Origin of the sequence: Amphritea atlantica, assembly GCF_024347255.1 — a bacterium.
Classification (GTDB): domain Bacteria; phylum Pseudomonadota; class Gammaproteobacteria; order Pseudomonadales; family Balneatricaceae; genus Amphritea; species Amphritea atlantica.
The window spans coordinates 25,105-44,604 of sequence record NZ_AP025284.1 but is presented as its reverse complement, the minus strand read 5'-3'; the positions used below and the strand labels follow the sequence as shown (position 1 = coordinate 44,604).

Here is a 19,500-nt window from a genome sequence, read left to right as displayed (position 1 = left end):
TCAGATTTCGCCGTTGGCCAGTCGTTCCTGCAGCGCTTTATCTTTCGCAACAACCGCATCGGTATTCGCCTGACGCTCAGCCTTGATCCGCTCCGCCAGCTCTGCATCCTGCACAGCAACGATCTGGCACGCCAGGTAAGCAGCATTTTTAGCGCCCGCTTTACCGATGGCAACGGTCGCTACCGGAATGCCACCTGGCATCTGTACGGTAGAGAGCAGGGCGTCCAGGCCGTCCAGAGAGGACTCAATCGGTACACCAATCACCGGCTTAGTGGTGTTGGCTGCAACCGCACCCGCCAGGTGAGCCGCCATACCCGCTGCACAGATGAATGCTACTGCGCCACGCTGATCAGCATCTTTAACATACTCATGTGTCTGTACCGGTGTACGGTGCGCAGAACTTACTTTCATCTCAAACGGAACTTCGAGAGAACGAAGAACGTCAACGGCAGCCTTCATAATCGGCAGGTCAGAGTCGGAACCCATCAGAATAGCAACAAATGGTTTAGTCATGATTTCCTTCAAAAGTCGTGAAGTTATTCGGGAAAACGTGGCAAATTACTCTAAAACTGTACAACATTCAACCACGCAAAATAGCGGGTTTTTTACGTCCCGGAACACTAAACAGATCAATCTTTTTTCAGATCAGTCGCTGATAACCATCCGGGGTGTTTTCAATATAGCCCGACAGCTCCATCGCCACCAGCTGCGGCAACAATTCTGCGGCATCCAGCCCTGTTATGCCGATCAGTTGCTCCAGCGTCACCAGCTCATAACCGATCTGTTCCAGCAGCCGGGCTTCGACGTCCGTCAGCTTAATGGACTCCGGCATGGTGCGCTTTTCATCGTGGCAATAACTGCCCAGCAGACTGGCTAAGGGCTCGATTATCTGCGCACTGGTTTCGATCAGCATCGCCCCTTCACGAATCAGATCGTGACATCCATGGCTCTGAGGGTTGTTCAGTGCTCCGGGCAGGGCGAACACCTCCCGCCCCTGCTCCAGCGCCAGACGCGCAGTAATTAACGAACCACTGCGCCGGGCCGCTTCAACCACCAGCACCCCGGCACTCAGGCCACTGATAATCCGGTTACGGCGGGGAAAGTTATGGGGTAGCGGCGCCATTCTTAGCGGGTATTCTGACACCAGCGCGCCGCCCTGCAAGACAATATCATCAGCCAGACGCTGATGCTGACGGGGATAGATATTCAACAACCCGGACCCCAGCACTGCCACAGTGGGCTTTGACAGCGCAACAGCAGCCATATGCGCCGCGCCATCAACACCCCTGGCAAGCCCACTGGTAATGGTAATTCCGGCCCGTGTCAGGTCGCTGGCGAAGGACCGGCTCAGCGACACACCAGTGCGGCTGGCTGAACGGCTACCGACAATAGCCAGCTGAGGCAGATGCAACAGCTCGGGATCGCCACTGATATACAACAACAGGGGAGGGTCTGATATCTGCTTTAATAAAGATGGATATAGATCCGAGGTGAATGATATCAGGTGATTCGAAGGCGATTGCAGCCAGTGCTGAACCGTTTCAAGATAGTCGCTGTCAGGCCACTGGCCTGCCTGAAAAGCATGGATATGACGAATTGTCTGAGCAGGCAGACTGAGCGCCTCACGCTGTGAAGCATTCAGTTCCAGCAGGGCAACAGGCTCAAAGCCTTTCTGCGCTGCCAGCCTGAGCAGAACACCCGGCCCCATTCCGGGCAGTTCTGACAGTGCTATCCATTCCCTGAAATAGTTTTCCATGGACACTCCTTGTCCATCTTCATGTTTAACAGCCGGTGTTACTCGGGCGTATGAACCTCATCACCGATAGCAACAACATCGGTAGCTTTCAGGATCAGCGCATAACTGACCTTTTCATACGCCTTGAAGATCATCATCAGGCCCGACTTTTCAGACGGCAGAGTGATCAGCTCTTTAGTCACCGGATCTTTGAGCATTTCACCGGCGCGGTAAATTGTCAGCACATGGCCCGGTTTTAACCCTTCACGTGCACCCTGATTGATGGAAACAACATCATACTGTCCAGCCTGACGCACGCCGCGCAGTACTGAGAGAATTCGACCGTTGATCACGCTGTCTGGGGCACTGGGATAGAAGACAGACTGAATAGCTTCTTTAGGGCTGGGGTATACACGGTCCAGGGCAGACACCTCTTCCCGGGTTTTACGCAGGTCCAGAGTGATAATATCCCCTTTCTTGCTATCCACTACCGCATCGCCAATTTTAAACAGCTCGTAGCCCAGATGTTCCTGGGTGACCGGATCGATATACTCTTTGGCAGGACGATAGATATTCTGCCGCGAATAATCTCCCACCAGCGTGCCCCGCGCATAAACCCGGTCACCGGCACCGGCAACAATCCGGTTTGCGGTGCCGCCCACGATATAGGGGGAGGCGGTCAGTTCATCACTGTCCATAACAATGTTGTCCGCCAGGAAGCTGATAATATCTTTCAGAGGAATCGCCGGGATCGCATCCTTCAGCGAGGTCACTTTCGCTTTCGGGCTCAGACGCAGAATACCGTCATTCAGCACCAGACGTGGCTGACCATCAACCCACTTCAGAGTCAGTACATCACCCGGGTAGATCAGATGGGGGTTATCAATCTGCTGGTTGTATCCCCACAACTGAGGCCACTTCCATGGCGATTGCAGGAACATCCCGGAGATATCCCACAGCGTATCACCTTTAACCACTACATACGTTTTCGGATGGTTTTCTTTCAACGCCAGGGTATCTTTGCGAACATCGGCCTGCGCCGGCATTACTAATGCAATACATACCGCCAAAGCGCCCAGAAAACCTGTTACCAGTTGTTTCATCTTCTAATCCTTGTCTCAGACCGCCATGTTTTTGAGAGTCTATAACAGTATCGGCAATACATTGTGTATCTATATCAGTATAATGGGAAGATTATTGATTCTAGCGCTCATTTTTTTCAACCTTTTCTTTCTCAAGCAGCCATGTCATTACTTCCAATACTTGAATTTCCAGATCCACGCCTGCGCACAATTGCTGAGCCGGTTACCGAATTTAACGATGAGCTGCGCCAGCTGGTCAAAGACATGTTTGAAACCATGTATGACGCTCCCGGCATCGGCCTGGCCGCAACGCAGATCAATGTGCACCAGCGTATCATCACTATCGATACCTCTGAAGAGAAAAATAGCCCTCTGGTGGTTATTAATCCCCAGATTGAGGTTCTTGCTGATGAAACAGAGCGGATGCAGGAGGGCTGCCTCTCCGTTCCAGGGTTCTATGAAGACGTTGAGCGGCCCAACAAAATCCGCCTCACCGCTCAGAATGAGTTCGGCGAAGAGTACACTCTGGAAGCAGATGATCTGCTGGCCGTCTGTATTCAACACGAAATCGATCACCTGGAAGGCAAGCTGTTTGTCGATTACCTGTCACCACTGAAACGTAATCGCATCCGCAGCAAACTGGACAAACTGCACAAACAAAAGGCCTGAAGCATGTCAGACACCGCCAGACAACTGCGCATACTGTTTGCCGGAACGCCGGACTTTGCCGCCGCCAGCCTTGCCGCACTACTGGACGCTGGCCATCAGGTGATCGGTGTTTATACCCAGCCTGACAGGCCTGCAGGCCGCGGCCGTAAACTGACACCAAGCCCGGTAAAAACAGTCGCTCTGGAACACGACCTGCCGGTCTATCAGCCACTGAACTTCAGGCAGCAAGAGGATCGCCAGCAACTGGCCGCGCTGGATGCTGATCTGATGGTGGTGGTGGCCTATGGCTTACTGCTGCCCCAGGCGGTGCTTGATGCGCCCCGGCTGGGCTGCATCAACGTCCATGCCTCACTGCTGCCGCGCTGGCGCGGTGCTGCACCAATCCATCGCGCACTGCTGGCAGGTGACAGCGAAACCGGTGTCACCATTATGCAGATGGATGCCGGGCTGGACACCGGTGATATGCTGCTGAAGAAGCGCTGCCCGATCACTCCCACGGATACCAGCGGTGAGCTGCATGACCGCCTGGCCGCCATCGGTGCAGCAGCACTGTTGGAAAGTCTGCCCGCCATTGCCGACCAGTCAATCCCACGGGAAGTTCAGGATGATAACCTGGCCTGCTATGCCCACAAGCTGGAAAAGGCGGAAGGGGAGATCGACTGGAGCAAACCCGCCACTGAGATCGCCCGACAGATCCGCGGACTGTCGCCCTGGCCGGTTGCCTTTACCCTGCTCAACGGCGAAACCCTCAGGGTCTGGTACGCCGAACCCAGCGATCAGCAGCACGCTACAAAACCCGGCACCGTGATCGGCACCGATAAAAAAGCGATTATTGTCGCCTGTGGCAGCGGTGCGGTCAGACTGCTTAAAATACAACTTCCCGGCAGCAAAGCGATGGACAGCAGCGCAGTGCTGAACTCCAAACGGGAACTGTTTAGTGACGGTACGGAGCTGGGCCACCCCAAATGAATATCCGCGCCATTGCAGCACGCGCTCTGGGCCCGGTTATCGGGCGCAAAGAGTCACTCAACACGGCACTTCCCCGGGCCCTGCAGCAGTGCCAGGAAAGCGACCAGGCGCTGTTACAGCAGATCTGTTATGGCACCATGCGCTTTCTGCCGCGGCTATCCTGCCTCGCAAATCAGCTTCTGAAAAAACCGTTCAAACCCCAGGATCAGGATCTTTACGCCCTGGTGTTGCTGGGATTTTACCAACTGCTGGAGATGCGCGTTCCCGCCCATGCCGCGATCAGCGAAACCGTTGAAGCCGCCAGCCAGCTGAATAAAGAGTGGGCCAAAGGGCTGCTCAACGCCCTGTTGCGCAATCTGCAAAGAGAGCAGGGATCACTGTTTGAACAACTGAGCGAACAGCCCGAGTTTCACTACAACCACCCACAGTGGATGATCGCCAAACTGCAACACAACTGGCCGGACCACTGGCAGGCGGTACTCGAACAGAATAGCCAGCAGCCGCCGATGACGCTGCGGGTCAACCAGCAGAAAACCTCACGGGATAACTACCTTCAGCAGCTCCGGGATGCCGGTATCGCCGCCTCAGCGACCCCCTATTCAACAACAGCGATCCAGCTGGACTCACCGGTGGACGTCAACCTGCTCCCTGGGTTTGCCTACGGTTTTGCCAGCGTTCAGGACGAAGCAGCACAGCTAAGCGCCGGACTAATGGATCTGCAACCCGGCCAGCGGGTACTGGACGCCTGTGCTGCGCCGGGCGGCAAGCTATGCCATATTCTGGAACACCAACCCGATCTCAGCCATGTCACCGCCATAGAGCTGGAGCCAAACCGGGCAGATCGAATTGAGGAAAACCTCAGCCGCCTGAACCTCTCAGCGGAAGTAATCATTGCCGATGCCGCTACCCGTACCTGGTGGGATGGCGCAGAGTATGACCGCATTCTGGTAGACGCCCCCTGTTCTGCAGCGGGCGTGATACGGCGCAACCCGGACATCAAACATCTGCGGCAAAATGAAGATATTAAGCCACTTGCCGAGCTGCAGCTGGCTATATTAGATAACTGCTGGCAGATGCTGAAACCCGGCGGCCGGCTGGTCTATGCTACCTGCTCCGTGTTCCCTCAGGAGAATGAGCGGGTCATTGAACGGTTTCTCAAGACACAAACAGATGCATGCCACCTCCCAATCGAGGCGAACTGGGGCATTGAGCGACCCTATGGCCGCCAGCTATTTCCTCAGCCGCAGGGACACGATGGCTTTTATTATGCGGTATTGCTAAAGGATCAGAACTGAAGCAGACTGTTCTGCCAGCTGACCGGAGAGTTATTAGATATGAAAATCATTATTCTTGGCGCGGGGCAGGTGGGCGGCACGCTGGCAGAAAACCTGGCCAGTGAAGCCAACGATATCACCATTGTCGATACCAATATTGGCCGCCTGAGAGAGTTACAGGATCGCCTCGATATCCGCACAGTGGAAGGTAAGGCATCCCATCCATCGATTCTTGAACAGGCCGGCGCCCGTGATGCGGACATGCTGATCGCCGTCACCAACAGTGACGAAGTCAATATGATCGCCTGTCAGATCGCTCAGAGCCTGTATAACACGCCAACCAAGATCGCCCGGGTGCGCGAGCACGACTATCTGCTGAAAGACAAAGCGATCTTTACCGATAAATCGATCCCTATCGACGTACTGATCAGCCCGGAAGAGCTGGTAACCAAGCATATCCGCCGCCTGATCGAGCACCCCGGAGCGCTGCAGGTGCTTGATTTTGCCGACGGCATTGCCCAGCTGGTTGCCGTTAAAGCCTACTACGGCGGCCCCCTGGTAGGCCGGGAGATATCTTACCTGCGCTCACACATGCCCGCTGTTGATACCCGGGTAGCGGCCATTTTCCGTAAAGACCGGCCAATCATCCCCAAAGGGGATACCGTCATTGAAGCGGACGATGAGGTTTTCTTCATTGCCGCAAAGAAAGATATCCGCGCCGTTATGAGCGAGCTGCGCCGACTGGACCGTCCCTATAAGCGGGTTATCATCGCCGGCGGCGGCAATATCGGCGCCCGACTGGCACAGAATATCGAGAGCAAGTATCAGGTTAAAATCATTGAGCGGGATATCCGCCGCTGCAACAACCTGGCAAAAAATCTGGATAACACCATCGTCCTGCAGGGCAGTGCATCGGATAAAGAACTACTGCTCGAAGAGAACATTGAAGACACCGATGTTTTCTGCGCCCTCACCAATGATGATGAAGCCAACATTATGGCTTCGATGCTGGCTAAGCGGCTGGGAGCCCGCACCGTGATGACACTGATCAACAACCCCGCGTATGTTGATCTGGTGCAGGGCGGGGTGATCGACATCGCCATTTCACCACAGCAAACCACCATCGGCAGCCTGCTGACCCACGTTCGCCGCGGCGACGTAGCTGCGGTTCACTCCCTGCGTCGCGGCGCAGCCGAGGCTATTGAAGCGGTCGCTCATGGTGATAAGCGCACCTCCAAAGTGGTCGGCAAAACAATCGAAGAGATCGATCTGCCTGCCGGCACAACCATTGGCGCCATTGTCCGCAAGGATGAGGTGCTGATTGCGCACGACGATATCGTTGTGGAAAATGACGACCATGTCATCCTGTTCCTGGTCGATAAACGGAAAATCAGTGAAGTGGAGCGTCTGTTCCAGGTAGGCCTGGGCTTCTTCTGATCGGAGAGTATTAATGCATTACAAGGTAATACTCCGGATTCTCGGCCTGCTGCTGATGATTTTCAGCATCACCATGCTGCCGCCACTGGCAATCTCATATGGCTACCATGACGGCACCCATATGGCCTTTATTTCGGGTTTCACCATCACACTGCTGACCGGATTTATTATCTGGTCGCCGGTTTACCGGGTCAGAGAAGATCTCAGAACCCGGGATGGCTTTCTGATCACCGTGCTATTCTGGGTCGTGCTGGGGCTGTTCGGGGCGATCCCCTTTATGCTATCCAAAGACCCGGGACTATCCTTCGTTGATGCGGTTTTTGAATCCCTGTCGGGGCTGACGACTACCGGCGCCACGGTTATGACCGGTATCGACGTTCTGCCAGAGTCGATTCTGTTCTACCGCCAGCAGCTGCAGTGGCTTGGTGGTATGGGAATCATCGTACTGGCGGTGGCGATTCTGCCAATGCTCGGTATCGGCGGCATGCAGCTTTACCGCGCAGAAACCCCCGGACCGGTAAAAGACAGCAAACTCACCCCCCGTATAACTGAGACCGCTAAGGCGTTGTGGTATATCTATCTGTCTCTTACGATTGCCTGTGCTCTGGGTTACTGGATTGCGGGTATGACGCCGTTCGATGCCATCGGCCACAGCTTCTCCACGGTCGCTATCGGCGGTTTTTCCACCCACGATGCCAGCATCGGTTACTTTGACAGCCCGCTGATCGAAGGGGTCTGCACCTTTTTTATGGTAATCTCCGCCATCAATTTCGGTCTGCACTTTTTTGCCTGGCGTCAGCGAACATTCAGTCACTATTTCCAGGACCCTGAGTTCAAATTTTATCTGATAATTCTCTTCAGTATCATCAGCCTGTCAGCAGTAGTACTGACGCTGACAGAAACCTATGCGCCTGTCGAATCAATCCGCAAGGCTATTTTTGAAGTTGTCTCAATCGCCACGACCACCGGCTTCGCCACAGCAGACTTTGCCCAATGGCCGGTAATGCTGCCATTCCTGCTCTTTGTGGCGGCGTTTGCCGGCGGCTGCGCGGGGTCAACCGGTGGCGGCATGAAGGTGATTCGTGTCCTGCTGATCCTGAAACAGGGCCATCGTGAGATAAAACGCCTGATCCACCCCAATGCAGTCATCCCGGTTAAGCTGGGCAGAGAACCGATCTCAGACCGGATTCTGGAAGCGGTCTGGGGCTTTTTCTCTGTCTATCTGATCGTCTTTATTCTGATGCTGATCATTCTGCTGGGCACCGGTCTTGATCAGGTAACAGCCTGGTCAGCAGTGGGCGCGACACTCAACAACCTGGGTCCGGGTCTTGGCGAGGTAGAAACCCATTATGGCGACCTGAACAGTACCGCCAAATGGGTACTGACCTTTGCCATGTTGCTGGGTCGCCTTGAAGTATTCACCTTGCTGGTGCTCTTTACGCCCTCGTTCTGGAAACGCTAAAAAAGAAAAAAGGGCGCAAGCCCTTTTTCTTTCTACAGGCGCCAGATGCATCAGCGCGACCCGCCTGATCAATACATCCGCCCGCCATCCGGCCGATGCTGAAAGCGCTTATACTCCCACTGATACTGCTCCGGCATCTGCCGCACACAATATTCAACTTCGGCATTCATCGCCGTGGCCGAGCACTGCAGATCCTTCTCATTGATCTGCTCAGGCGCTTTATGAAAAAAGATCTCAAAGCCTTGCGCATCCGGCAACCGCCGGGCATAAGCCGAGACCACCACTGCGCCCGTTTGCGCTGCCAGCTGCGGCAACAGCTTCATGGTATAAGCTGGCTGACCAAAGAAGGGGACAAAGATACCACTGCCGCTATCGGCCTCCTGATCTGGCAGAATCCCCAACACTTCACCAGCCCTCAGCGCCTTCATCGCCATGCGCACACCTTTAACATTTGCCGGGGCAAGCTGAGCACCGAGCCGGGCTCGTTTCTTACGAATAAGGCGGTCCATCAACTCAATCTTAGGTGGACGGTACATCGATGTCAGCTTATACCGGGTGCTCAGATAGAGCCCCAACACCTCCCAGTTGCCAAGATGGGGGCCGATCACAATCACACCCCGCCCCTGACTCAGGGCATCCGCCATGATCTCCTCGCCATGAACGTTGCGCACCTTAGCCATCACCCGTTCCGACCGCCACAGCCAGCTCATACCCAGCTCACCGGCCATCTTGCCAGTTTCGATCAGGCTTGCTTTTGCCAGTCCATTCTTCTGATCAGCAGTCAGCTCAGGAAAGCAGAGATCGATATTCATCTGGGTGACATTGTAGCTTTTACCTTTTTTCTTATATGCCCGCGCACCCAACCCTGCGCCGAACCTCTGTGCCAGCCTGAGGGGCAACAACGCAAGCAACCATAAAACCGACACGGACAACCAGCCTTTCAAATGTTTCACGTGGAACCTTTCATATAGCAAAATTAGAATAACAGCCAAAGGCAGTGTAACGATTATATAATGCAGCCTCCTGATATAACCAACATAACGAAGAGGCCGAGATGAAATACACCGTATACCTGTCGGGTGAGATCCATTCAGACTGGCGGGAAAAGATCAAAAACGCCACTCAAGAACACAACCTGCCCATCGAGATCCTGACACCCAACACCGACCATGATAGCAGCGACGAGTGTGGAGCAGGCATCCTGGGAGCAGAGGAGAAGCCGTTCTGGAAAGACCATAAAGCTGCCAAGCTGAATAGCATAAGACATATGACGGCACTCAACAGAGCAGATATCGTTATCGTCCGCTTTGGCGAAAAATACAAACAGTGGAACGCTGCCTTTGATGCAGGCATCGCGACAGCACTGGGAAAGTCGCTGATAGTAGAGCACGCAAAAGAACTCACCCATCCCCTGAAAGAGGTCGACGCTGCCGCAATGGCGGTAGCAGAAAACACTGAACAGGTGATCGAGATCCTCAGGTACCTGTGCCAGGACTACTAAATAGCGCTAAAAGGAACTGAAAAACCAGCCATATCCTTCAACCAGGCACTCTAACTGCCTGGAATTCGTGTATAATTTCGCTCTATTTTTGTACAAACAGATTCGAAATGGTGATCTCAGTGACAGATAAAGCGAGACCGGATGCCAGCACTTTTCAAGGGCTGATCCTGGCACTGCAAGAGTATTGGTCAGAGCAGGGCTGTGTAATAGTGCAACCACTGGATATGGAAGTGGGCGCAGGCACCTTCCATCCAGCAACATTCCTGCGTTCAATCGGTCCCGAAAACTGGAACTCCGCATACGTGCAACCCAGCCGCCGGCCAACCGATGGCCGCTATGGCGAGAACCCCAACCGCCTGCAACACTACTACCAGTTCCAGGTTGTGATGAAACCCTCTCCCGATAACTTCCAGGAGCTCTATCTGGGCTCACTTGAACGCATGGGACTGGATCTCAATGTCCACGATGTACGTTTTGTAGAGGACAACTGGGAATCACCCACCCTGGGCGCATGGGGTCTTGGCTGGGAGGTATGGCTGAATGGCATGGAGGTCACCCAGTTCACTTACTTCCAACAGGCGGGGGGCATTGAGTGCTATCCAGTCACCGGAGAGATCACTTACGGCCTCGAACGTATCGCCATGTACCTGCAGGACGTTGAGAGCGTTTACGACCTGATCTGGACCTACAACCCAGACGGCAGCCCGGTAACCTACGGCGACGTGTTCCACCAGAATGAAGTGGAGCAGTCCACCTACAACTTTGAGCACGCCGACGTCCCTCAGCTGTTCCGCAACTTCGACCATCACGAAGCGGAATGCAATAAGCTTCTGGCGCTGGAGACACCTCTGCCACTGCCCGCCTATGAGCAGGTATTGAAAGCATCCCACACCTTCAACCTGCTGGATGCCCGCCACGCGATCTCTGTTACTGAGCGTCAGAGATTCATTCTGCGCGTCCGCACCCTGGCCCGGGAGGTCGCACATGCTTATTTCAACACCCGTAAGGGGCTCGGTTTCCCACTGGCCGAAGAGAGCATCCGCAACGAAGTTTTAGCCGCCTGCGAAGAGGAGAGCAAGTGATGACTGATACCGTGAACCGTCAGGATTTTCTCTTCGAACTCGGCACAGAAGAGCTGCCACCTAAAGCCCTGAGCACTCTGTCCAAGGCACTCGAAAGCGAAGTCATGGCCGGCATCAATGAGCTGTTTGGTAAACAAGCCGCAACACTGCTTGCCGATACCACCGTTAACGCCTATGCCGCACCTCGCCGCCTTGCTCTGCTGATCAACAACCTGGCTGATGAAGTCCCCAGCAGCACATTCATGATGCAGGGACCACCGGCGCGGATCGCATTTGACGAGCAGGGCAACCCCTCCAAAGCGCTGGAAGGGTTCGCTCGTAAGTGCGGCACCACCACAGACCAGCTGCAAGAAATTGACGGCAAGATGAGCTTCAGCCAGTCAGTGCCCGCCAAAGCGATCACTGGCGAGCTGCCAGCTATTATTGAAAACGCACTCAGCAAACTGCCGATTCCTAAGCGGATGCGCTGGGGAGCATCACGCACTGAGTTTGTTCGCCCGGTTAAATGGGTGGTTATGCTGATGGGAGACGAAGTGATTGAGTGCGAAATTCTCGGACTCAAAGCTGGCCGCGACACCCGCGGACATCGCTTCCACTACAACCACGCCATCACCCTGAATCAGGCCAACGAGTACCTGGAAAACCTGGAAAGTGTCGGCTACGTAATTGCCGACTTTGATGAGCGGCGGGAAAAAATTCGCGCCCAGGTTGAAGCGGAAGGGGCGGCCATCAATGGTATCGCTCAGATCGATGATGACCTGCTGGATGAAGTCACCGCACTCAACGAATGGCCCGTTGCCCTGACCGGACGCTTCGACGACCGTTTCCTGGAAGTCCCATCCCAGGCACTGATCTCATCGATGAAAGAGCATCAGAAATATTTCCATGTCACCGACAGTAATGGCCAGCTGGTGCCATTCTTTATCACCATCGCCAATATCGAATCCACCGATCCGGCGCAGGTGATTGCCGGTAACGAAAAGGTTATCCGTCCACGCCTGGCGGATGCCGCGTTCTTCTTTGAAACCGATAAGAAACGCACCCTCGAGTCACGCATCGAAGACCTGAAATCTATCGTCTTCCAGCAAGAGCTGGGAACCCTGCATGATAAAGCCGTGCGCGTCGCCGCACTGGCTAAGCATATCGCTGCCCAACTGGGACAGGATCAGGATAAGGCAGAGCGTGCAGCAATGCTCGCCAAGACCGACCTGATGACCGATATGGTTTACGAGTTTACCGACCTGCAGGGACTGATGGGATATCACTACGCCATCCATGACGGCGAGGACGAAGGGGTCGCCCAGGCGCAGAACGAACAATATATGCCCCGTTTCGCCGGCGATGAACTGCCACAAAGCGAACCCGGTATCGCCGTTGCGCTGGCAGACCGACTGGACACACTGACCGGTCTGTTTGGTATCAATCAGCCACCAACCGGCTCAAAAGACCCATTTGCACTGCGCCGCGCATCGCTGGGTGTACTAAGAATAATCATTGAGCGAGAACTTGATTTAGACCTTATATCACTAATTGCATTTGCTACAGAGCAGCACAGTAACTTGAGAGCTGAAGGGTTTAAAGTTAATCATGAAGTGCATGAATTCATAATGTCCCGCTTGCGCGCTTTGTATCAAGATCAAGGCATTGCAATTGAAGCTTACCTTGCTGTCGAAACCAAACCAGGAGAGATGGAAACCAAACCCTTGGTCTTTGATCGCAAAGTAAAAGCTGTTAGTCATTTCATGACTCTGAACGAAGCCAAATCACTAGCTGCGGCAAACAAACGGGTACTTAATATTCTCACAAAGAATAATTATGACGGACTATCAAAAGCATCAGAAGCACTGCTACAAGAGGATGCGGAAAAAGCACTGGCAACTGCCGTCGCTGAAAAAGAGAACCAGCTGAAACCGCTGATCGCTCAGGGTGACTTCAAAGCCGTGCTTGAACAACTGGCCGAACTGCGCCCGGTAGTCGATAAGTTCTTTGACGAAGTAATGGTAATGGCTGACGATGAGGCCATCCGGAACAACCGGCTGGCACTGCTCAATCAGCTGCGCAACCTGTTCCTGGGCGTGGCAGATATCTCTGCGCTCAGCTAAGATTGCAGCATAACAGGGTTTAAAAAATGCCGGTTATTCACCGGCATTTTTATTGCTGCAGCATCATTAATCGCACATATCTATACAGCGGTAGGCACCATGATGAAACTAGTCATCCTTGATCGGGACGGCGTAATCAACTACGACTCCGACGATTACATCAAAACAGTCGATGAGTGGCAGCCACTCCCTGGCAGCCTTGAAGCGATCGCCCGCCTGACAAAAGCAGGTTTCGACGTCTGCGTTGCCACCAATCAGTCGGGGCTGGCCCGGGGCTATTTCGATATTTCTGAACTCCATGCGATGCACCACAAAATGGTTCAACTCGTTGAAGAGCAGGGCGGGCGGATCGAGAAGATCGAGTTCTGCCCCCACTTACCCGAGGACAATTGTTATTGCCGCAAACCCCAACCCGGCCTCTATCAGCATATTTTAAGCTGCTACCCCGACATCGATCCTGGCAAAGTATTTTCCGTCGGTGACTCTCTTCGCGATCTTGAAGCAGCCGTTGCCGCTGGCTGCCCACCTATACTTGTTAAAACAGGGAAGGGGGAGCGGACATTAGCCAAAGGAGGATTACCCGAGGACACCGTTATTGTCGATGACCTTGATGCGGCTGCCGCGCATATTATCTACCACCAACACCGGGACGACTAAGCAAAGGTTCCACGTGAAACACTCAAAGCATGACCACTAAACCGAACACTCAAACAGCGATGCGTAACCTTATTGCAGATATCAGAGACGCTATTCCATTCGACACACCGATAGAAAAACTGTGCAACGGTCCCTGCACAGGGTGTTCGAAAAAGCTGCTGGATTATCTTGATATGCAATTGGAGGAGAAGGAGGCCGAGATAGGCGCAGGGCATATCCCCAGCTTTGGGGAGCTTAATCGGCTGAAGAAAAGCGCACTGAAAATTCACGCCACGCTGGTTAAGAAAGGGCTGATAGAGCCTGAGTAACAACGCCTGAACTATCCTGATAAGCAGCGCCTGGCTTATCCAGCGTTTGCAGGTTCACAAACAGAGCGACTGCCCAACGGTCAGATATACAGTGCCCGAAAGTGCCAGTCATCACTCCCCATCTCGTTACGGATCATCGCCTTGATCGACGGCTCTATCTCATCAGAATCCTGCGCATATAATCCGCAGAGGGACAACGCTCGCTGCTTATCAACTGACCCTCCCAGATACTCATATACAACCCGGGCACAGCAGGGCATCCGCTCACCACTCCCCGATACGCCAAGTTTAAGTCCACTCAATCGGGAGACCCGGTTCTTAAAGGAAGGAAACAAAATGGTCTGGGTCAGACCATTACCCGTGAGTGATTCATAATCCACCATAAAAATACGGTCGGTCAGAAAACTGGCGATACCGAGATAAACCCCATGAAAGACCTTGTCACCAGGACGCTCACGCAGGCGCTCGGTGCGTTGATAGCAGACCCGATCGTCGCGCCGCTCAATACAGATCAGCGTTCTCAGAATCCGGCCGGGATAGGCCATCGACTGATAGTATTCAAAGTAGTACCCCAGGTATTTGTCCAGGCTGGCCGCTCCACGTTGCAGCCGATCCAGATGTTCTGACTCAGGCGGTTCAGACGCCTCAGCAACCTGAGGGCGGGGACGTACTTTGATCAGACGCTCAAACTGCTCATGAGGCATGAGAATCTCGTGCTCTTCAACACCAAAGAAATCACAAAAGCGCAGCAGCGTATGAGCAGAGGGTTTGTATCGGCCACTGAGGTAACGGTTAAACTGAGGTCGGTTAATATCGAGCCGCCGGCACACTTCCGCTATCGATTTGTAATAGCTGCAGAGCAGCCTGAGATTACTGGCAAAGTCCTGATGCATGCAGATCCTGCTCCACTTAACAACGCCCGGGAGCTTCATTCTAAAGGGGAAGCTGTGCCGGATGCAAAGCAATTGATGGCGCACATTAGCGCACTTAGTGCGCTATCCGGCACCAATGTGCACTAAAGCATCAAATGTTCTGCGCTCCCTGAAGCTGATTAAATATTCGTTTCCACCACAACAATAATAGCGACCCGTTACCGCAAATGGAGACTGTCTTATGTTGGAGTTTCTCAACGACCTGCTCTGGGGAAAAGTCCTGATTGGTGTACTTATCACTCTGGGTCTCTGGTTCACGATTGCATCGCGGTTTGTACAGTTCCGCTTCTTTGGCCAGATGTTCAAAATTCTTAGCGGCAAACAGCTGTTCAGGCACGAACAGCAGGGCCACCTGAGTTCGTTTCAGGCGCTGTTACTTTCCGTTGCCGGACGAGTAGGGGGCGGTAATATAGCCGGTGTTGCCGTTGCTATTACACTGGGAGGACCGGGAGCCATCTTCTGGATGTGGGTCATCGGCCTGATGGGTATGGCGACCAGTTATTTCGAATGTACGCTGGCACAAACCTTCAAAAATGCAGAACCGGATGGCACTTATCGTGGCGGCCCCGCCTACTACATCCGTCGCGGTCTGGGAAAAAAGTGGCAATGGCTGGCGGCGCTCTATTCAGTATTACTGCTGGTCACATTCGGCTTTGGCTTTACCGCGATGCAGTCTTACTCGGTGGCGACCTCCTTTGAGGATGCCTTTGGTATTCCAACCTACTACACCGGCATTGCACTGGCACTGATTGTCGGCCTGATCATCTTTGGCGGTGTAAAGCGTATCGCCAAAGTGTCTGAAGTACTGGTTCCGGTCATGGCGCTGGGCTACCTCGGCATTACGCTGGTCGTACTGGGACTGAACATCGAGCGCATCCCTGACGTTATCGTACTGATTGTCAAAAGCGCGTTTGGCCTGAACCCGGCGATTGGTGGCGGTATCGGCGCGGCCATTCTGATGGGTGTCAAACGGGGCCTGTTCTCCAACGAAGCGGGGCTCGGCAGCGCGCCTAACGTTGCTGCGGTTGCCTATGTCCCACACCCGGCGAATCAGGGCATCGTGCAAGCCTTCTCAGTATTTATCGACACCCTGATTCTGTGCTCCTGCACCGCATTCATCATCCTGCTGAGCGGCATCTATGATCCTGCCACCATTGCCAGCCAGGGCGGCGTTGCACTGACTCAATCCGCACTGGCCGATCACGTCGGCGAATGGGGCCGGATGTTCGTCAGTATTGCGCTGTTGCTGTTCGGTTTCAGCACCATTTTGTACAACTATTACCTGGGCGAAAACAGCCTCAACTTCTTCAGTGAAGAGAACCAGAATCTGTTCAATGCCTTCCGGGTCATGATCATCTGCCTGTGCTGCTGGGGTGCCATTATGGACCTGGGTACAGTCTTTGCTTTTGCCGATATCACCATGGGCTTCCTGGCACTGGCAAACCTGCTGGCACTGGCACTACTGTTTAAGACCGGTCTGCGGGTGATGCGTGACTACGAACAACAACGCAAAGAGGGTATCGAAACGCCGGTATTCGATGCCAGTAAATTCAGCGATCTGAATATTGATCCGGCCGTCTGGGATCAGCAACCTGCGCAACAGGACGCTACCGATCTGTCGGCGGCCAATAACACGGTCAAGGCGACCTCCTGATACACAACAACCGTCGCTAACGGCTGTTAGCGACGGACACTCATAAGCAAATGGTAACGGGCGAGATGCCCAATCACTGATGGAAATCTAACACATGAACACACGTCTCGAGCATGATCTGCTGGGCGATATGGAAATTCCTGCGGATGCCTGGTATGGCATTCAGACACAACGCGCCATTGATAACTTCGCGATTACCGGCGTACCCATCAGCCATTTTCCGCAGCTGGTTGAAGCACTGGCAATGGTAAAAATGGCAGCGGCAAAAGCCAATACGGATCTGGGCAGTCTTGATTCGCTTAAGTCCGAGGCGATTATTGCCGCCTGTGAAGAGATCCGCGATGGTCATCTGCATGATCAGTTTGTGGTCGATCTGATCCAGGGCGGAGCAGGTACCTCAACCAACATGAATGCCAACGAGGTCATTGCCAATCTGGCACTGGAAAAACTGGGGCACCCGAAAGGGCAGTACCAATACCTGCACCCCAACGATGATGTGAACCGCTCTCAGTCGACCAATGACGCCTATCCCTCTGCGGCCTGTCTGGCGATTCAGCTGGCGGCGGATCCACTGATCGAGACCATCAGAAGTCTAATCGTTGCCCTCAGAGCAAAAGGGCAGGAGTTCTCCGATGTGGTCAAGATGGGCCGTACCCAGATGCAGGATGCGGTTCCGATGACACTGGGGCAGGAGTTTGAAGCCTTTGCGGTCACCCTGAGCGAAGATATTGATCGTCTCGGTGACGCCAGTAAGCTGCTGTGCGAGATTAACCTTGGTGGCACCGCTATCGGTACCGGCATCAACACCCATCCCCGCTATGCGGCACTGGCCGTCAGCTATCTGGCTGAGATCTCCGGCAAGCCGATGGTGCCTGCAACCAATCTGGTCGAAGCAACCTCAGATATGGGCGCCTTTGTGCTGTTCTCAGGGGTTTTGCGCCGCTTTGCTATCAAACTGAGCAAGATAGCCAACGACCTTCGACTGCTGTCCAGCGGCCCCCGCACCGGTTTCGGCGAGATCAGACTTCCGCCGATGCAACCCGGATCATCAATCATGCCAGGCAAAGTAAACCCGGTCATTCCAGAGGCCGTTAATCAGACCGCTTATCAGGTTATCGCCAGCGACCTGGCCGTGACCATGGCTGCAGAAGCGGGGCAGTTGCAGCTTAATGCGATGGAACCGCTGATAATCTATAACCTGCTTAACTCGATGAAGATGCTGGGCTCCGCCTGTTCAATGTTTGAAACACGATGCATAAAAGGCATTGAAGCTGACCGTGAGCGTTGTGCTGAACTGGTAGATCGCAGTATCGGCTGTATCACTGCGCTGGTACCTCATATCGGTTATAGCAACGCCTCACGGATCGCTCAGATCGCATTAAACTCCGGGAGCACGGTTCGGGAACTGGTACTGTCAGAAAAGCTGTTAAGCGAAACAGAGCTGGAACAACTGCTCAGCCCAAAATCGATGCTGGCACCGCAATCATATGAACGGGAGACACGTAGCTGATGAAACGACAAATCCTGATTCTATACACCGGCGGCACTATCGGCATGACGTCGTCAGCGCAGGGCTATGTTCCGGATGACGGATTTGAAGCACTGCTGAAGGCTCAACTGGACACACGACCGGCTGATCAGCTTCCTGACTATCAGTTACTAGGGTTTGAGCAACTGATCGATAGCGCCAATCTGACAACCGATGACTGGAGCAAAATCGGCCAGACGCTACTCGATAACTGGAATGAATATGACGGTTTCATCGTTCTGCATGGTACCGATACGATGGCATACACTGCATCGGCATTATCATTCATTCTGCAGGGAATGGATAAGCCCGTTATTGTCACAGGCTCGCAGGTACCGCTGTCTGAATTGCGCAATGATGCCCTGGATAATCTGGTGACCAGTATGATGCTGGCAGGGAACTACAAAATCCCAGAGGTCTGTGTCTACTTTAATGGTCGTCTGTTGCGGGGCAACCGCAGTAAGAAAACCAAAAGTACTGGGTTCGATGCTTTTGATTCACCCAACTTCCCCTGGCTGGGGGAGGTTGGCATTAACATCGGGCTAAGGCAGGAGCTCATACTTCCACCTGAAAAGCCTGAGTTTGAGCTACCGGTATACCAGCCTGATGCGGTTGTCATGGTGCAAACCTATCCAGGTATTCCAGCCAGAATCATTGACAGTCTGATAGATACTGAAGAGGTCAGAGCACTGATTCTGCAGTCCTATGGCGTAGGTAATCCTCCGGACAAAAACCAGGCCCTGATCGCGTCGCTGGAAAAGGCAGCAGGCAGAGGGATAGTGGTCGTGAATCTGTCCCAGTGCTATCAGGGCAGTGTTTATCAGGGCGCCTATGCAACCGGTGCAACTCTGAACCGGCTGGGTGTGGTTCCGGGGGCGGATCTGACACTGGAAGCCAGCTTCGCCAAACTTCACCACCTGATCGGTCTTGGATATGATGCGGAACGTATCAGGCAACTGATCACCACACCGCTGGCGGGAGAGTGCAGCGTCGCTGATCAATACTCGTTTGCCTGCGCTTAAGCCGGCACAGGTTAATACTGATCGCGCGATTCTCTCGCATATGTCACTTTCTCAATGCTATTCTTGAGTCGGCCACAGTGGCCAAA

The 19,500-nt window shown here is 53.7% G+C and carries 18 protein-coding genes; 13 read left to right on the top strand and 5 right to left on the bottom strand.

What is annotated here, in order from left to right; genetic code table 11:
• The 3 genes from purE to OCU43_RS00200 all read right to left on the bottom strand — a co-directional run bounded on the left by purE (position 1) and on the right by OCU43_RS00200 (position 2,838).
• The gene (gene purE / locus OCU43_RS00210; protein ID WP_091354302.1) at positions 1 to 513 is read right to left on the bottom strand and encodes a 5-(carboxyamino)imidazole ribonucleotide mutase; all 513 of its coding nucleotides are present in this window, start codon (positions 511 to 513) and stop codon (positions 1 to 3) included.
• A gap of 127 nt (positions 514 to 640) precedes the next feature.
• A complete protein-coding gene (gene dprA / locus OCU43_RS00205) occupies positions 641 to 1,756 on the bottom strand; it encodes a DNA-processing protein DprA (RefSeq protein ID WP_091354299.1) in 1,116 nt (371 codons plus the stop codon).
• Between the two features lie 38 nt (positions 1,757 to 1,794).
• Entirely contained in the window at positions 1,795 to 2,838 is a 1,044-nt protein-coding gene (locus OCU43_RS00200) for a LysM peptidoglycan-binding domain-containing protein (protein ID WP_091354296.1), read from the bottom strand.
• 141 nt (positions 2,839 to 2,979) lie between these two features.
• Between OCU43_RS00200 and def the strand changes: the two genes are divergently transcribed.
• Genes def through OCU43_RS00175 form a run of 5 tightly spaced genes read left to right on the top strand, consistent with a single transcriptional unit; the run spans position 2,980 to position 8,628 of the window.
• Complete coding sequence (gene def, locus OCU43_RS00195) at positions 2,980 to 3,486, top strand: peptide deformylase (protein ID WP_091354294.1); 507 nt, start codon at positions 2,980 to 2,982, stop codon at positions 3,484 to 3,486.
• Positions 3,487 to 3,489: 3 nt separating this feature from the next.
• The gene (gene fmt, locus OCU43_RS00190; protein ID WP_091354291.1) at positions 3,490 to 4,455 is read left to right on the top strand and encodes a methionyl-tRNA formyltransferase; all 966 of its coding nucleotides are present in this window, start codon (positions 3,490 to 3,492) and stop codon (positions 4,453 to 4,455) included.
• Entirely contained in the window at positions 4,452 to 5,750 is a 1,299-nt protein-coding gene (gene rsmB / locus OCU43_RS00185) for a 16S rRNA (cytosine(967)-C(5))-methyltransferase RsmB (protein WP_091354290.1), read from the top strand. The genes fmt and rsmB overlap by 4 nt, the downstream gene beginning before the upstream one ends.
• A gap of 39 nt (positions 5,751 to 5,789) precedes the next feature.
• On the top strand, positions 5,790 to 7,166 hold the full coding sequence (gene trkA, locus OCU43_RS00180) for a Trk system potassium transporter TrkA (protein ID WP_091354287.1): 1,377 nt from the start codon (positions 5,790 to 5,792) through the stop codon (positions 7,164 to 7,166).
• 13 nt (positions 7,167 to 7,179) lie between these two features.
• The gene (locus OCU43_RS00175; protein WP_091354284.1) at positions 7,180 to 8,628 is read left to right on the top strand and encodes a TrkH family potassium uptake protein; all 1,449 of its coding nucleotides are present in this window, start codon (positions 7,180 to 7,182) and stop codon (positions 8,626 to 8,628) included.
• 68 nt (positions 8,629 to 8,696) lie between these two features.
• Here OCU43_RS00175 and OCU43_RS00170 read toward each other — a convergent pair whose 3' ends face one another.
• Positions 8,697 to 9,581, bottom strand: coding sequence for a lysophospholipid acyltransferase family protein (locus tag OCU43_RS00170; RefSeq protein ID WP_091354282.1), 885 nt, complete (start codon positions 9,579 to 9,581; stop codon positions 8,697 to 8,699).
• Positions 9,582 to 9,682: 101 nt separating this feature from the next.
• Between OCU43_RS00170 and OCU43_RS00165 the strand changes: the two genes are divergently transcribed.
• From OCU43_RS00165 to OCU43_RS00145, 5 genes are all read left to right on the top strand, one after another.
• Positions 9,683 to 10,129: a YtoQ family protein gene (locus OCU43_RS00165; RefSeq protein ID WP_091354279.1), complete on the top strand. Its 447-nt coding sequence runs from the start codon at positions 9,683 to 9,685 to the stop codon at positions 10,127 to 10,129.
• A gap of 107 nt (positions 10,130 to 10,236) precedes the next feature.
• On the top strand, positions 10,237 to 11,211 hold the full coding sequence (gene glyQ / locus OCU43_RS00160) for a glycine--tRNA ligase subunit alpha (RefSeq protein ID WP_091354277.1): 975 nt from the start codon (positions 10,237 to 10,239) through the stop codon (positions 11,209 to 11,211).
• Positions 11,211 to 13,313, top strand: a complete 2,103-nt coding sequence (glyS, locus tag OCU43_RS00155) for a glycine--tRNA ligase subunit beta (RefSeq protein ID WP_217647390.1) — start codon at positions 11,211 to 11,213, stop codon at positions 13,311 to 13,313. The genes glyQ and glyS overlap by 1 nt, the downstream gene beginning before the upstream one ends.
• A gap of 99 nt (positions 13,314 to 13,412) precedes the next feature.
• Complete coding sequence (gene gmhB / locus OCU43_RS00150) at positions 13,413 to 13,970, top strand: D-glycero-beta-D-manno-heptose 1,7-bisphosphate 7-phosphatase (protein ID WP_217647389.1); 558 nt, start codon at positions 13,413 to 13,415, stop codon at positions 13,968 to 13,970.
• 29 nt (positions 13,971 to 13,999) lie between these two features.
• Positions 14,000 to 14,278: a hypothetical protein gene (locus OCU43_RS00145; protein ID WP_091354275.1), complete on the top strand. Its 279-nt coding sequence runs from the start codon at positions 14,000 to 14,002 to the stop codon at positions 14,276 to 14,278.
• An 80-nt stretch (positions 14,279 to 14,358) separates the two neighbouring features.
• On the opposite strand, the gene OCU43_RS00140 is transcribed toward OCU43_RS00145, so the two are convergent.
• The gene (locus tag OCU43_RS00140) at positions 14,359 to 15,171 is read right to left on the bottom strand and encodes a helix-turn-helix domain-containing protein (RefSeq protein WP_091354273.1); all 813 of its coding nucleotides are present in this window, start codon (positions 15,169 to 15,171) and stop codon (positions 14,359 to 14,361) included.
• Positions 15,172 to 15,391: 220 nt separating this feature from the next.
• On the opposite strand from OCU43_RS00140, the gene OCU43_RS00135 reads away from it, so the two are divergent.
• The 3 genes from OCU43_RS00135 (at position 15,392) to ansA (ending at position 19,414) form a co-directional block, all read left to right on the top strand.
• A complete protein-coding gene (locus OCU43_RS00135; RefSeq protein WP_091354271.1) occupies positions 15,392 to 16,864 on the top strand; it encodes an alanine/glycine:cation symporter family protein in 1,473 nt (490 codons plus the stop codon).
• Positions 16,865 to 16,958: 94 nt separating this feature from the next.
• Positions 16,959 to 18,374, top strand: a complete 1,416-nt coding sequence (locus OCU43_RS00130) for an aspartate ammonia-lyase (protein WP_091354269.1) — start codon at positions 16,959 to 16,961, stop codon at positions 18,372 to 18,374.
• On the top strand, positions 18,374 to 19,414 hold the full coding sequence (ansA, locus tag OCU43_RS00125; RefSeq protein ID WP_091354267.1) for an asparaginase: 1,041 nt from the start codon (positions 18,374 to 18,376) through the stop codon (positions 19,412 to 19,414). Before OCU43_RS00130 ends, ansA begins: the two co-directional genes overlap by 1 nt.
• Positions 19,415 to 19,500 lie beyond the last annotated feature (86 nt).

Coding starts and splice junctions, on each gene's coding strand:
- OCU43_RS00145 (WP_091354275.1), top strand. CDS start 14,000: ATGACCACTAAACCGAACACTCAAACAGCGATGCGTAACCTTATTGCA.
- fmt (WP_091354291.1), top strand. CDS start 3,490: ATGTCAGACACCGCCAGACAACTGCGCATACTGTTTGCCGGAACGCCG.
- OCU43_RS00200 (WP_091354296.1), bottom strand. CDS start 2,838: ATGAAACAACTGGTAACAGGTTTTCTGGGCGCTTTGGCGGTATGTATT.
- OCU43_RS00165 (WP_091354279.1), top strand. CDS start 9,683: ATGAAATACACCGTATACCTGTCGGGTGAGATCCATTCAGACTGGCGG.
- trkA (WP_091354287.1), top strand. CDS start 5,790: ATGAAAATCATTATTCTTGGCGCGGGGCAGGTGGGCGGCACGCTGGCA.
- gmhB (WP_217647389.1), top strand. CDS start 13,413: ATGATGAAACTAGTCATCCTTGATCGGGACGGCGTAATCAACTACGAC.
- def (WP_091354294.1), top strand. CDS start 2,980: ATGTCATTACTTCCAATACTTGAATTTCCAGATCCACGCCTGCGCACA.
- OCU43_RS00130 (WP_091354269.1), top strand. CDS start 16,959: ATGAACACACGTCTCGAGCATGATCTGCTGGGCGATATGGAAATTCCT.
- ansA (WP_091354267.1), top strand. CDS start 18,374: ATGAAACGACAAATCCTGATTCTATACACCGGCGGCACTATCGGCATG.
- OCU43_RS00175 (WP_091354284.1), top strand. CDS start 7,180: ATGCATTACAAGGTAATACTCCGGATTCTCGGCCTGCTGCTGATGATT.
- rsmB (WP_091354290.1), top strand. CDS start 4,452: ATGAATATCCGCGCCATTGCAGCACGCGCTCTGGGCCCGGTTATCGGG.
- dprA (WP_091354299.1), bottom strand. CDS start 1,756: ATGGAAAACTATTTCAGGGAATGGATAGCACTGTCAGAACTGCCCGGA.
- glyQ (WP_091354277.1), top strand. CDS start 10,237: ATGGTGATCTCAGTGACAGATAAAGCGAGACCGGATGCCAGCACTTTT.
- purE (WP_091354302.1), bottom strand. CDS start 513: ATGACTAAACCATTTGTTGCTATTCTGATGGGTTCCGACTCTGACCTG.
- glyS (WP_217647390.1), top strand. CDS start 11,211: ATGACTGATACCGTGAACCGTCAGGATTTTCTCTTCGAACTCGGCACA.
- OCU43_RS00135 (WP_091354271.1), top strand. CDS start 15,392: ATGTTGGAGTTTCTCAACGACCTGCTCTGGGGAAAAGTCCTGATTGGT.
- OCU43_RS00140 (WP_091354273.1), bottom strand. CDS start 15,171: ATGCATCAGGACTTTGCCAGTAATCTCAGGCTGCTCTGCAGCTATTAC.